The following is a 13,581-nucleotide window of genomic DNA, read 5'->3' as shown; positions in this document are numbered from 1 at the left end:
CATGACCAGGATCCCGCACGAGACGTCCGGAGAACCCAATCCCCTTCGCGCCCTGACCCTCGATCGCCTGCGATGTCGTACGAGCATGAAGTGGCGCACCTACCCCGACGACGTGCTGCCGCTGTGGGTGGCCGAGATGGACGTGCCGCTCGCCGAACCGATCGTCCGCGCGGTCACCGACGCCCTCGCCCTCGGCGACACCGGGTATCCGGCGGGCACCGGCTACGCCGAGGCGCTCGCCGCCTTCGCGGACAAGCGGTGGGGCTGGGACGGGCTCGCGGTGGAGCGGACGGCGATCGTGCCCGACGTGATGCTCGGCGTGGTGGAAATGCTCAAGCTGGTCACCGGGCCGGGCGATGCGGTCGTGGTGAACTCACCCGTGTATCCGCCGTTCTACCAGTTCGTCGACCACATGGACCGGCGGGTGGTGGAGGCCCCGCTGGGCGCGGACCTGCGCATCGACCTCGACGCGCTGGACGAGACGTTCCGGCGGTCGGTGACGGGCGGTCGGCGTGCCGCCTTCCTGCTGTGCAGCCCCCACAACCCGACCGGCACCGTGCACACCGCGGAGGAACTGTCCGCCGTGGCCGCCCTCGCCGACCGCCACGGCGTGCGCGTCGTCGCCGACGAGATCCACGCACCGCTCACCGCCGAGGGCGTCGAGTTCGTGCCGTACCTCAGCGTCCCGGGCGGCGAGAGCGGGCTGTCGCTGATGTCGGCGTCGAAGGCCTGGAACCTGGCCGGGCTCAAGGCGGCCCTGGCCATCGCCGGGCCCGCTGCCGCCGCCGACCTGGCCCGCCTGCCCGAAGAGGTCAGCCACGGCCCGAGCCACCTCGGCGTCATCGCCCACACCGCCGCCCTGCGCGACGGCACCGGCTGGCTCGACGCCCTGCTGGCGGGCCTAGACGACAACCGGCGCCTGCTCGCGAACCTCCTCGCCGAACACCTCCCGACGATCACCTACCGCCCCGCCGAGGCCACCTACCTCGCCTGGCTCGACTGCCGCGCCCTCGGCCTCGACGAGGACCCGGCGGACGTCTTCCTGCACCGCGGCCGGGTCGCGCTCAATTCCGGCATCCCGTTCGGCACCGGCGGCGCTGGGCACGTACGGCTGAACCTGGCGACGTCGCCCGAGCTGATCGCGGAGGGGGTACGGCGGATGGCGGTGGCGCTCGGCTGAGGCGGCGGGGGGGCGCGCCTATCTACACGGTGCGGACGGAGGGCGTCCGGCATGCCCTGGGGGAGCGTCCTCTGGCACGGCCTGGGTGGGCGGCGTCTGGCAGGTTCGGGGCGGGGCGGCGATCGAGAGTGCCCGGTTGGGTCGGAGGCCGACCCGGCGTGGGTGCGGCGTCGGGCGTGTCGCCGCGGTGGGGCGACGATCGGGGTGCCCGCCCGCCGCCTGCGCTTCCGCGCTGCCTACACTTCCGGCCATGGACGACACGTCGCTGGAGCAGCTCGGAGCGGGCAAGTACCTGCTCATCACCAGCTACCGCAAGAACGGCACCGGCGTGCCCACGCCGGTCTGGGTGGTCCGCGACGGGGACGCGCTGGGCGTGTGGACGGTCGCCGACTCCTGGAAGGTCAAGCGCATCCGGGCCCGCGCCGACGTCCTCGTCGGCCCCTGTGACCTGCGTGGCAGGCCCACCGGCGAGTCGGTCCCGGCCACCGCCGAGATCTGCGACGAGGCGACCGTGGCCCGTTACCGCAAGCTCATCGCCCGCAAGTACGGGATCACCGGCCGCCTCACACTCCTCGGCAGCCGACTGCGCCGCGGTGTGCACGGCACAGTCGGCATACGGATCACGCTGACGCCCTGACGCCCTGACGCCCTGTCCGCCTATGTCATGGACGTCCGGTGACCGGTCACCGGACGTCCACGACCGTGCCCGTCATCGCTGGCGTGCCGGGCAGCGGTTCACCGGAGTCGTCGGCCATCTGGAAGCGCACCGACTCGGCCTGCTCGGCCACTCCGTCCTTCAGCGTCGGCACCAGCAGCTCCGTGGTCTTCTCACCCGCGTCGACGGATGCCCACAGATTGAGACCCACCTTGGACAACGGGCGTTCGGGATCGGGGTACTCACCGGAGTTCTCCAGGAGCCAGCGCGGGTCGACGTCCTTCGTCGACAGCTCCTGTCCGTCGGTGACCGGCAACACGGCGAACATCGCGCCGACCTCCACGTCGGCCACCGCGGACAGGGACACCCGCCACTTCAGCGGCTGCCCCTCGGCCACCCGGTCCACGACCGGGGTCACGGAGATCGAGGGCATCGGGTCGTCGTTCTCCGCGGTCACCCCGCCCCGGTGCGCGCCCACCACGGAGGAGTGGACCGCCTTCACGAACACGTCGTGGGCCAGCTCGTAGCCGTAGCGGGTGTTGCCCTCGACCTTCACCGGTACGTCGATGTCGTGCGCACCGGGCCGGAGCGTCACCAGCCGGTCGGTGACCTTGCCCGTGACCGGGTCGGCGACGAACAGCCGTACCTGCCCACCGCCCTGCCCCGAGACCCGCACCGGCACCCGATAGGTCCGCACGCCCGAGTCCCCTTCCTTGATGGTCAGTCGGCCGATGTCGACCCGGGGCAGCCGGGCCTCCCGCACGACCGGTGTGCCCGGCTGCCAGGCCCAGGCGTCCATCAGCCAAACCCGCCCGGACCTCGTGCGCGGCGTCAGCTCCAGGAACTTGACGTGCTTGAGGTCCAGCGCGGCCGCGTCGTCGGCCCCGAGCGGCACGCGCACCTCACGCGCCCAGTACGAGGACGTCCGGTCCGACCCCGGCAGCCCGTCGACCTTGACCCGGCCGAGGGTCCGGTGCCGTCCTGCGGTGTCGGTGACGGAGACGTCCAGCTGCGTTCCGGTGGTGTTGGGCGGCACGATGACGCGCAGCGCGAGCGCCTTCGCGCCCGCGAGGGACAGCGGACGTTCGGGTCGGATCCGCGCGGCGGACCCCGCGGCCGACCAGCTCAGCGCGACCGCGCGGCGGCCGGGCTCACGGTCGGTCTCCCACCGGGCGAAGTGCGGTGAGCCCCCGGCCGTCTCCGACGAGAGGCAGGCCTTGGCCGCGGCGGGATCCACCGCCGGGCAGAGCCGGGCACCGCTCACGGTGACCTTGCCGTCCGGCAGGAAACCGGCGCCGCGCTTCGCGCCCACCGCGTGGGTGAGCACGTGCGCGGGGTCGGCCGAGGGGGCGCGCCGGCCCGAGCCGTCGAGCAGCGGGCGTACCCGGTCGTCCCCGGCGACGAACAGCCGTGCCGCCGCCGCGATGTAGGTGGCGCCGGCCTTGTGCTGCTGGTCGGCGGTCAGCCGGGTGCGGGTGCCGGGGGAGCAGACCGGGTCGGGCTGCTCCTCGTCGTGCCAGAAGTCGTCGTCGGCGGGCGCCTCGGCCTGCCCCGGCGTCCACTCGCTGTTGAAGTAGTTGTGGTTGGCGCCGACCATGTACACGGCGCTGTGCAGCGCGCTGCCACGGCTCACCCCGCGGGTGCCGTCGACGTACACCTCGCCCTGCAGATCGGACACATCGCCGTCACAGCCCGGCAGGATCGTCATCGACGGCACGTCCGGGACGGGGTTCTGGCCGAAGATCGTCGGGCCGATGAGTACGGTGCCGCGGACGCGCCAGCGCACCGGTCCGTGATAGCCGTCCTGCGCCGCGGGCGGCGGGTAGAGGCTGTCCATCGCGGCCCGGTTGACGCCCTCGCCGCCTCGCGAGTGCCCCACGAGCAGCACTCGTGACAGATCGGCCCTGGGCGACTTGCGTACGGCCGCGGGTGCCGTGGTCGGATGGGCGGACCAGTCGGCCCAGCGGGCGAGATGCTGCCGTACGAGCGAGGAACGGGCCTGCGCCCCGCCGTCCTCGGCCTGCCAGTCCTGGCCGTTGATGCCGTTGGCGGAGATCGAAACGGTCACATAGCCCTGGGAGGCCAGGAGGCGCTGGTCGCGCAGATAACCACGGTGACTCGGCACCGGCTTGGAGCCGGCGGCGCAGGGCCAGTCGCCGGTGATGTCGCCCTGCGGGGTGTAGCAGGTGAAGTGGCGTCCGTGCAGGAACAGCGCGAGCGGACGGCGGCCGTCGGCGTTCTTTGGCGCCACGACCACGGCCCGCATCTCGACCGGCTCGGTGAATCCCGGAAGCCGTACCGGGTCGAGGTCGTACTCGCCCGTGACGGTCCCGTAGGCGCCCGGCTTGCCGGGGTCGACCTGGTTCGCCGGCAGCCGCTTCGGGACGGTCACCGCCGAGCGCGCGCCGGATGCGGTGTCGGTAGCGTCCAACCGGCGCCCGGCGGCCCGGACTTGAAGGTCCCGCACCGAGTCCAGGCGGACCCCGTCGAGGCCGAGCCGGAACGTGCGCCCGTCCTTCCCGGGGGCGGGACGGCCGAGCAGACGGTCGCCGGCGTAGAACTCGACCCGGGCGTCGCCCATGGGTACGCGTTCGTCGGACCGCCACACCAGCTTGCGCGCGGTGCCCTCGCCGGTGATGCTCCAGTCGGCCGGCAGACCGTCACCGTCGTCCGCCGAGTCGGCCAACAGCCGGACGTCGGACGCCGGTTGAGCCTGGGCCCACCCTGGCGACGCCCCCACCACCGCGAGTAACGCCACCGCGGTGACCCCTATTCGCCGGGCACGAATCACGTGCCCCTCCTTCCGCTCGCCCCGGGACTGCCCCGGTGCCCTCACTCGGAGAGGACGGCGGAAGGTGCTTGTGCGTTGCCTGTGAAGGGAGGTGACGGAGGGGGGAGTTGGTCCCGGTGGGCCGGGTTGGGGCCAGAGCCCTCAGGCGGTCCGGGAGCGGCGGCTCAGGTCCAGGCCCGGTACGGCTCGTCGACGAGCTGGAACACCGGCTCGCCCCGGACCGGGTCCTTCGCCGTGGACAGCCGTACCCGGTCCCCGCTGTGGATGCCGATGGGCGGGCCCATGACCCGGCCGCGCACGACGAACCCCTCGGCCATCTCGACCAGCGACACATTGCGCGCGGCGGGGGTGTTGCGGTGCACCACGGTGGAGTGGCGGACCGTCCCGACGCCCTCGCTGCGCTCCGTGCGCAGGTCACTGCCCTGACAGACCGGGCACAGCAGCCGGTGGTACATGGCGGTGCCGCACCAGGTGCAGCGCTGGAAGAGCACGGCCTCCGTGTCCGGGGCCGCGGGTTCGAGGAGGCCGGCTCCGAAGCCGACGGTCTGACGAGCAACGCTGCCTGAGTGGTGGTACACGCTGGTCAACTCCCTGCGCTCGGCCGGAATCCCACGTGCGCGGGTCGTCCGTGCACGCACGTGCCCGGTTCACCGTGCCACCGTGCACAGCGGCAGCGTATGGCACTCAGTGCCAGACGTAAAGGCACTGCGTACCCTGAATCTGGCCGGGACGTGAATCCGGCCGGGACCTGGATCAGTCGCGTCCGAGCGTGGTCTCGATCTCCTGCACGACCCGCCACAGGGGGGCGCCGCGCCGGGACACCACGACCACCACGTCGTCCGGCTGCTCGTCGAGGGCGGGGCCCGGGGGCGGCGCGACACCGAAGGCGGACTGCACATACCCCAGTGCGTGGTCCACCGCGGCACTGGAGTCGCCCTGTCCGTCCGACCGCAGCCATGACCGCAGCGCGTTGTTGTGCGCCGCGACCACGGCGGCGGCGATCACGTCGGCCTGCAGGGTCCCCTCGCGCCGGGCGGCGAAGCGCTCGCGGAGATACTGGGCCAGGGCGCGCTCGTAGCGCCACACCACGGACAGCTCGTACGCGCGCAGCCCCGGCACCTTCTTGGTGAGCCGGTAGCGCTGCACGGAGAAGGCCGGATTCTCCGCGTACATGCGCAGCACCAGCCGGGCCGCGTCGCACACCCGGCGCACCGGCTCGTGCTCCTCGCCGCTCGTGGCGAGGAAGGCGGTCATGTCGGCCAGGCACCGCTCGTGGTCGGGGAAGACCACGTCCTCCTTGGACGGGAAGTACCGGAAGAACGAGCGCCGTCCGACACCGGCCAGCGCCACGATGTCGTCGACCGTCGTCTGCTCGTAGCCCCGCTCCGTGAACAGCCGGAACGCCGCCGCGACCAGGGCCTCCCGCATCGGGGGCTTCGCCGCCGCGGCCTCCGCCTTCTCGCCGCGGCCGGGCACCGCGCTGCTGGAGCTCATGGACGGGAACGTAGCACCCGGGCAGCGCCGATGGCACTCAGTGCTGTGCCGACAGGGAACTGAGTGCTCCCGCACGGCGGGTGCGGTCCGGAGTCTTCCGACGTTTGTTCGGTGGGCGTGGGTCTGCCTACGATCGCCTGCCGCCGCTGCCGAGGAGCCCCGCATGCCGTCCGCCCGACCCCGTCTGCTGTACGTCACCGACCTGGCCTACCAGGCACGCGGGCGCCGCTACTGCGACGAGGACATCTTCCTCACCTCGCGCCTGCGGGAGGACTTCGACCTCGCCGTCTGCCACCCCCGGGACACGCTCGCGCTCATGGACGCCTTCGACGGGGTCGTCGTCCGCAACAGCGGTCCGGTGCTGGGCTACCAGGACGCGCACGACGAGTTCCGCCGACGCGCGGCCGCCGACGGGACGCGGGTGTACAACCCGCTCTCCGGCAGGGCGGACATGGCGGGCAAGCAGTACCTGCTCGACCTGACCACCGCCGGATACCCGGTCATCCCCACCGTGGACCGCGCCGAGGACCTACGCCTGCTGCCCGAGGCCGATCGGTACGTCGTCAAGCCCAAACTCGGCGCCGACTCGATTGGGCTGCGGATCGTGCCTGCCGCGGGGCTGCGCGACCTGCTCGCCGGGGACGTACGGGACGTCCTCGTCCAGCCGTGTGTCGACTTCGCCTACGAGGTCTCCTTCTACTTCGTCGACCACGACTTCCAGTACGCCCTCTACGCGCCGCACACCGACCGGCGCTGGCAGCTGGAGCGCTACGAACCCACCGACGCGGACCTGGAGTTCGCCCGGCGCTTCATCGAATGGAACGGCCTCGACCACGGCATTCAGCGAGTCGACGCCTGTCGCGCCCCGGACGGCGAGCTCCTGCTGGTCGAGTTGGAGGACCTCAACCCCTATCTGTCCCTGGACGCCTTGGACGACACGGGGCGGGACGCCTTCGTCGCCGCGATGAAGGCGTCCCTGGACCGTTTCCTCGCCGCGCCCGCCTGACCGGGCCCGTGCGCTCTCCGAACCGCGCTGAACCGGCGGGACGCGGGCCCCGTATCACTCCTCGGGGATTGGCGAAGCCCCGTGCAGACGGGGACGGAAGGAGAGCGGTGTGCCCACACGGCCCGACGCCGAGGAGCCGGACGACGGTCCGGCCCTGGAACCGATCCGCGTCCTGCGCCCACGCCGCACCGACGCCCTCGCGGAGTTGTTCAGGGAGTGGGAGGAGGACAACAAGCGCTACGAGGCCGTGGCCGTGCCGGGATCCCTGCCCGGCGCCGAGGACGCGACACAGGAACTGCCTGCCGTCGCCGAGGACACAAGAATCGCACCGCGCGGTGGCACCCACCCCGCCAAGGCCTCCGGCCCCGGATTTCGCCGCACCGCCGTCGCGGTCGCCGTAACCGCGGCCGCGGTCATCGGATTCGGCGGTGCTCTCCTGCTCCCGGGCGACGGTGACGACACGGCGGCCCGGGATACGGCTCCGTCCGCGACCGCCTCAGCCCCCGACTCGGCCGAGCCCACTGAACCCGCGCCGGGCGGACCCGGCGCGGGCGAGGCCGGTGACCCCGACTGCACCGCGTCCTTCCGGACCGTCAACAGCTGGCAGGGCGGCTTCCAGGGTGAGGTGACCGTGACCAACGCGCCCGCCTCCTCGGCCTCCGGCTGGACCGCGACGGTCGTACCGCCCGACGGCACCCGGTTGACCCAGGTCTGGGACGGCACGCTCGCCACGACCCAGGACGACGGCAGGGCGACGGTCACCAACGCGTCGTGGAACGGCACCCTGGCGCCCGGCGCGAGCGTCACCTTCGGCTTCGTGGCCGCCGCCTCGGACACCACCGGACAGCCGTCGGCGACGGTCACCTGTGCGGCTACGGCGGACGCCTCCTGACGCGGTGTGCGGTGCGCGCGACGGCTCAGCGACCGTGGTCGATCAACGCCTGGGACACGGCGCGCACGCTGCGGGCGATGTGCTGCAGTTGCATGACCTCCGCCGCGTACATCTTGATGGTGTGCTCGATGACCGCCTCGGGCATGCCGAGCGCGGGGAGGTCGGCCCGTGCGGTCTGCAGGGCGGTGCGCGCCACCCGGATCTCGTTCTGGACCTGGATCTGCGCATGCCGGGCGAGCAGAACGGGGTGGCGGATCAGCGCCGGGTAGCTGGCGTAGCGGGCCGGCACCAGCTCGCGCAGCCACTTGGCCGCGGAGCGTTCCCAGTCGTAGGAACCGGGGGTCTTGACCTGGCACGGCCAGTCGGAGCTGATGCGTGTGGTCGTCAGAGGCATGGTCGTCGCTTCCGGGTGTGCGGGCGTCGTATGGGGTGTCACCGACGGGGTCGGGGCGGCCCCGGCCTAGGGGATGACCGGGGCCGCCGCCACGGGCGCTCGCGCAGGCGATGCCCGACCGAACAGCCCGGGCGCCGACGCGGGTAGGAGACGGCGGCTTCGGCTGTTCGCGGAGGAGCCCGGAAAGGCAGACGGCGTTCGCACGGCGGATGGGGTGACGTGCGTGCGCATGAGCGGACCGGCTGCTTTCGGCGGGCGGATGGTGCGTGTGAAGTATTTATATATGCCGTCCGCTTTGCAAGGAGCATGAAAACATTCATGCGTGATTTGAAATGAATGGTTCCGCTGTGCTCCGGTTTTGCCTGCGTGGAGAGTGCCCTGCGTGAGCGGCGATGCGCGGGATCAGTCCCGCAGGAAGAACTGGTGCTCGTCCGAGATGTGCTCGTACTCCTCCAGCCGCGCCTGCGTCCGCTCCGGGTCGGCGTCGGTCATGGCCTGCAGCAGCGCGGCGGCCATCAGGCCGGGCGCGGCATAGGAGTCGAAGACCAGGCGGGAGCCGGTGCCGGTGGCGAAGACGACGTCGGCGGTGTCGGCCACCGGCCCGAGCGCCAGGTCGGTGACCAGGGCGACCTTGAGCCCGGCGCTGCGCGCGACCCGTACGGCGGTGAGCGTCTCCTGGGCGTGCCGTGGCATGGAGAACGCCAGCACCCAGGTGCCGCCTGCCTCGCGAGACTGGAGCAGCGCGTCGTAGGCGACGCTGCCGCCCCGCGTCACCAGCCGCACATCCGGGTGGATACGGCGCGCCGCGTAGGCGAAGTACTCGGCAAGAGACGCCGAGATGCGCAGCCCGAGGATGGTCAGCGGGGTCGACCGCGACAGCTTGCGGCCGACGTCGATCACCTCGTCGGGGTCGGCGAAGTCGCGCCGCAGGTTCTCCAGGCTCTCGATCTCGGCGTCCACCGCGGCCTGCAGTTCGTTGGCGCCGTTCTCCTCGGCCGCCGCCGGGCCCCCGGCGAGGGCGCCCAGCGCGATCGACTGGAGCTTCTCCCGTAGCGCGGGGTAGCCGCTGAAGCCGACCGCCGCGGCGAAACGCGTCACCGAGGGCTGGCTCACGCCGGCTCGCTCCGCCAGATCGGTGATCGAAAGGAACGCCGCCTCGGTGATGTGCTCGATCAGATACTGGGCGATGCGCCGCTGCCCGGGCGACAGCCTCGGCTGGTCGAAAAGCGTCCTGAGCTGGGAAGTCGGGGATGCCTCAACCTCCGGAGCCGTCCTTCCCGAGGTGATCGCGGATGCCTGCGCGCGTGCCTGCTGGGACGATGGCACCGGTGCGTCTCCTTTGTCTCCCACAGTGCTTCAACATAGCTCACACAATGTGGCGACCTTGGGCGCTGGACTGGGGCGACGCTCACCGTCGATAGATCGTGATCGAATGGCCGACCGAGTCGATCGGCCGACTGCTGTCGATCAGTTGGGCCAGCCGCCCCGTCGCCTTGGCCACCGAGGAGTCCGACACGACCAGCAGCCCGCGCACCTCGCCGACGGGCACCTTGCGCGGATCGGCGGCACGGATGCCGTAGGCGGACGGCACCCCGCTGCCCTTGTACACGAGCCAGATCCGCTCGCCCCGGTACCGCTCGCGCAGCCGGTCGGCCAGCCGGCCGAGGTCCTGGCCCCAGTCCACGTTGGAGTCGTGCAACCGCAGATGGGTCTTCTCCGGGCCGCCGAACGCCTCGTTGGAGTACGGCAGATAGTAGGGGAACGCCCGCAGCGAGCTGACCGCGACGAACAGCACCAGCGCCCCCACCGCGACCGGCGCCCACCGCCGTCGCACCGCGAGCACACAGCCTCCCGCCACCGCCAGGAACATCGGCACGAACACGGCGTACCGCGTGCCGAAGTCCCGCGACCCGAGCATCGCCGCGGCCAACAGCACGGCCGTGGGCACCAGCAGATACGGCGCCACCGGCCGCAGCCGCCGTACCGCCACCGACGCGACCGCCCCGGCCGCCCACAGGGCGAGCAGGCCGAGCGGCGTCTTCACCAGCAGCGCGGCCGGCAGGTAGTACCAGAGGGAGCCCGTGTAGAGCCGGCCGAACAGAAAGCCCTGCCACGGGTGGTTCTCGAAGCCGAACTGGACACGCATCCCGTCCCGGTACGCCTCCGGGAACGGCAGCAACTCGACCGCCAGTGACCGCAGTCCGTGCACGACGGGCACCGGCTGCTCCGGCGCCCAGCGCAGCCGCGGATCGACGACGAGATACGAGGCCCATACGACGGCGACGGCGGCCAGCGTCACGACGCCGGCGCCCGCGACCGCGCGCACGAGCGCCCTGCGGCGGGGCTCGGTCGACGGCCTTGCACACCACACGGACAGCGCCGCGAGCGTCACGAGTACCGGGACCGCCGCCAGCATGCTCATCTTCGTCGCCAGCGCCGCCCCGAGCGTCACACCGGCCAGTGGCACATGGAGCCGGGGTCGGCGACGGGCCCGCCACAGCAGCCAGACCGACGTCAGCACGAACCCGGCCGCCGGAACGTCCAGCGTCGCGAGCGAGCCGTGCGCGATGACGTCGGGGGAGAAGGCGTACAGCCCGAGAGCCGCCAAACCCCCCACCGAACCCGCGAGTTCACGGGCGAAGGAGAAGACGACCAACCCGAACAGAAGCGTCAGAACGATCACCGGGAGGCGGGCGAACAGCATCAGCCGCCACGGGTCGTTCCCGGACTCGTACAGCAGATGCCGCCCCAACTGGCCCTGATCGCCGGTGAAGGAGCGATCGACCTGCGGATCGGCCAGCGCCACTCCGACGCCGATGACCAGCTTCCCCAGCGGCGGATGCTCGGGATTGTGCCGCAGGCGGTGCTCGTGCAGATACTCGGCCGCCGTGCCCACGTACACGGGTTCGTCGATCGTCGGTGTCTGCCGCACGGCCGTCGTCACCATCGCGACGGCCATCTGGCCGAGCAGCACGACCACGAGGAGGGGCACGAGCCACCGCCTGCCCCACTGCTGCCGAGGCGGAGCGTCGGGCGCGCCGGAGGCGTCAGGCACGTCGTGGCATGCCGGCTGTGCCGGGGCCGAGTGCTGTTCGAGCGCCATCATCCGCTCCGCGGTGCCGCCGACCCCGCGGCGGCGGGTGCTGGGGGAGAGCCGGCTCATGGGCCTACTCTGCATCAGCACCCGCCGGACAGGGGGTTACCGCTTGAGGATTCGTACCGACAGACCGTCCGTCGTGTAGACGGGTACGGCCCGCAGCGTGTCGGAGTTCAGCTCCACGCGGTCGAACTGGCCGCGCAGGCGCTGCGCCTCGATGACCGGAACGGTGCTGCCGGCGACCGGCGGGCGCTCCGCGTCGAGGCGCAGCGACAGCACGCTGCCCCGGCCCAGCAGCACCCGGCCGGACACCTCCAGCGCCGGACCGTGGTTCTTGCGCAGCAGCAGCTCCAGGGTCGCGTCGACCTCCTGGGCATACGCACCGCGAACCCGCAGCACCTTGTCCGCACGGAGCGTGCCGCCCACCACCCGCACATCGCCCTGCCCGAGAGCGTTGGCGGACCCGGCGACCAGCACACCGGCCTCGACCGCCGTGCCGCCGTGGTAGCGGTTGTGCCCCGTCAGCGTGAGCGTGCCGGTGCCGCGCTTGGTCAGTCCGCCGTCGCCGCGGATGTCGTTGCGCCACGTGTCCGCCGCGCCGAAGCCCCCGGCCGCCGCGTCCAGCGTCACGGTCACATCGGAGTCGAAGGCGCCGTAACCGTCCGCCGCGGTGAACAGGTCGAGCCGCCCCCACTGCTCGAACCCGTCCAGCAGGACGTACCCGGCGGGCAGCGCGGTCGTGCGCAGCACCTCGCGGCGCTGGGCCGCGGTCAGGTACGGCTGCCGCGTCTCCAGCAGCACCTCGGCGCCCTTCGGCACGGTCAGGGCCTCGTCGCGGCCGCGCCGGGTGAGCACGTACGTCAGCTTGGGGTTGACCGTGCGGGCGTTGGCGTCCCGGTCGGCGTACGGGTCGGTGCCGGCGGAGGCCGAGTGGGCGTAGGCGTACAGCGTGTCGGCCGTCGTGCCGGTCCGCTCCTCGAAGTACGCCAGGGCCTGGGCGCGGGCGGCGGCCTTGAGTTCCGCGTTGGCCGGGTCGGAGAGGGCGGCGGCGGCCAGGGCCGTGGCCATGATGCGGCCGCCGAGGACGTCGACCGTGGAGTGCATACCCGCCACGATGCGGGTGTGGGCGAGATCGAAGGCGCGGGTCACCAGCTCCTGGAACCGCTCGGGCACGGCGTAGGCGTACGCCAGGGCCGCCAGGTGGAGGGCGTTGGTGTGGCCGCTGGGGAAGCCGCCGTCCTCGGCCGGGTTCTCGCCGCGCTGGCGCAGCAGCTGCGGGGCGACGACCACCTCCGACTCGTATATGGGGAAGCCGAACTCGTCCTTCTTGCCGGTGTCGACGACCTCGCTGTCCTCGTTCATCCGCCACGGACGCGGGTACTGGAAGGCGAACTTGGCCGGGTTGCCGGAGGCGAAGGGGCCTCGCACGGTGTCGACCAGCTTGGCCACCTTGCCGAGCTCCGAGTCGTACGAGCCCGCGCCGATCGCGGAACCGGCCGGCGCGTCGGCGGGCACGGCGTCGTTGATCTTCCCGGCGGGGGTGCCGTCCGGCGCGCTGGTGATCGAAGTGACAGCCTTGGCGCCCGACTTGTACAGGTCGGCCAGCGGACCCAGACCGGCGATCACCGAGTAGCTCTGGTGCTGCCGGTCGATGATGAACGATTCCTTCGCCTGGGCGTCCGTGCGCGCGGCGGTGATCCGGACGCTGTAGCGCACGTTGGCGCGCAGCACCTCGGGCATGAGCGGCGTGCCGGTGTTCCAGGCGCCGCCGGTCTTCCACACCTTCGCGAAGCCGCCGAGGACGCGGACCACTGCGTTGGTCTCGGGCGTCAGGTTCGCGACGACGTTGGTCTTGTAGTCGTCCACGAACGCGGCGGCGGCCGCGGAAGCCTTCGCGTCCGCCGCGGCCAGCCAGCTGACGAGGGTGGGCGCGGCCACGACGCCGGCCGTGGCTCCCAGGGAGGTCTTGAGGAACCCCCTTCGCCGCATGGGGTGTTCGGTGAGCGACGCGGGGGAGTGCTGCCCGGCGGATGACGGCATGGGTGTGGCCTCTCTTGAGTTCTGCGGCCGTG

General features: G+C 72.2%; 11 protein-coding genes. 4 read left to right on the top strand and 7 right to left on the bottom strand.

Features of this window, described 5'->3' with window-relative positions; all coding sequences use genetic code 11:
• Position 1 precedes the first annotated feature (1 nt).
• Together ACIA8X_RS35280 and ACIA8X_RS35275 are read left to right on the top strand one after the other, a co-directional pair.
• A complete protein-coding gene (locus ACIA8X_RS35280; protein ID WP_393446758.1) occupies positions 2-1,180 on the top strand; it encodes a MalY/PatB family protein in 1,179 nt (392 codons plus the stop codon).
• 250 nt (positions 1,181-1,430) lie between these two features.
• On the top strand, positions 1,431-1,817 hold the full coding sequence (locus ACIA8X_RS35275) for a PPOX class F420-dependent oxidoreductase (protein WP_393446756.1): 387 nt from the start codon (positions 1,431-1,433) through the stop codon (positions 1,815-1,817).
• Positions 1,818-1,863: 46 nt separating this feature from the next.
• Here the strand turns inward: ACIA8X_RS35275 and ACIA8X_RS35270 are convergent, their stop codons facing one another.
• The 3 genes from ACIA8X_RS35270 to ACIA8X_RS35260 form a co-directional block, all read right to left on the bottom strand.
• Complete coding sequence (locus ACIA8X_RS35270) at positions 1,864-4,626, bottom strand: alpha/beta hydrolase family protein (protein ID WP_399460001.1); 2,763 nt, start codon at positions 4,624-4,626, stop codon at positions 1,864-1,866.
• Positions 4,627-4,790: 164 nt separating this feature from the next.
• Positions 4,791-5,204 carry a Zn-ribbon domain-containing OB-fold protein gene (locus ACIA8X_RS35265; protein ID WP_093909133.1) on the bottom strand — a complete coding sequence of 138 codons (414 nt, stop codon included), beginning with the start codon at positions 5,202-5,204 and terminating at the stop codon, positions 4,791-4,793.
• 175 nt (positions 5,205-5,379) lie between these two features.
• On the bottom strand, positions 5,380-6,120 hold the full coding sequence (locus tag ACIA8X_RS35260; RefSeq protein WP_393446752.1) for a TetR family transcriptional regulator: 741 nt from the start codon (positions 6,118-6,120) through the stop codon (positions 5,380-5,382).
• A gap of 163 nt (positions 6,121-6,283) precedes the next feature.
• Between ACIA8X_RS35260 and ACIA8X_RS35255 the strand changes: the two genes are divergently transcribed.
• Both ACIA8X_RS35255 and ACIA8X_RS35250 read left to right on the top strand, forming a co-directional pair.
• On the top strand, positions 6,284-7,126 hold the full coding sequence (locus tag ACIA8X_RS35255; RefSeq protein ID WP_399459999.1) for a hypothetical protein: 843 nt from the start codon (positions 6,284-6,286) through the stop codon (positions 7,124-7,126).
• Positions 7,127-7,235: 109 nt separating this feature from the next.
• On the top strand, positions 7,236-8,018 hold the full coding sequence (locus tag ACIA8X_RS35250; RefSeq protein ID WP_399459998.1) for a cellulose binding domain-containing protein: 783 nt from the start codon (positions 7,236-7,238) through the stop codon (positions 8,016-8,018).
• 25 nt (positions 8,019-8,043) lie between these two features.
• Here ACIA8X_RS35250 and ACIA8X_RS35245 read toward each other — a convergent pair whose 3' ends face one another.
• The 4 genes from ACIA8X_RS35245 to ACIA8X_RS35230 form a co-directional block, all read right to left on the bottom strand.
• Positions 8,044-8,412 carry a hypothetical protein gene (locus ACIA8X_RS35245; RefSeq protein ID WP_393446747.1) on the bottom strand — a complete coding sequence of 123 codons (369 nt, stop codon included), beginning with the start codon at positions 8,410-8,412 and terminating at the stop codon, positions 8,044-8,046.
• A gap of 402 nt (positions 8,413-8,814) precedes the next feature.
• Positions 8,815-9,738, bottom strand: a complete 924-nt coding sequence (locus ACIA8X_RS35240) for a MurR/RpiR family transcriptional regulator (protein WP_393446745.1) — start codon at positions 9,736-9,738, stop codon at positions 8,815-8,817.
• Between the two features lie 82 nt (positions 9,739-9,820).
• Positions 9,821-11,371: an ArnT family glycosyltransferase gene (locus ACIA8X_RS35235; RefSeq protein WP_393447338.1), complete on the bottom strand. Its 1,551-nt coding sequence runs from the start codon at positions 11,369-11,371 to the stop codon at positions 9,821-9,823.
• A gap of 240 nt (positions 11,372-11,611) precedes the next feature.
• On the bottom strand, positions 11,612-13,549 hold the full coding sequence (locus ACIA8X_RS35230) for a phosphatase PAP2 family protein (RefSeq protein WP_393446743.1): 1,938 nt from the start codon (positions 13,547-13,549) through the stop codon (positions 11,612-11,614).
• Positions 13,550-13,581 lie beyond the last annotated feature (32 nt).

Origin of the sequence: Streptomyces sp. NPDC051738 (genome assembly GCF_044453205.1) — a bacterium.
Classification (GTDB): Bacteria; Actinomycetota; Actinomycetes; order Streptomycetales; family Streptomycetaceae; genus Streptomyces.
Note: the sequence above shows the minus strand (reverse complement) of the source record. Positions and strands in the feature narration are given on the sequence as shown.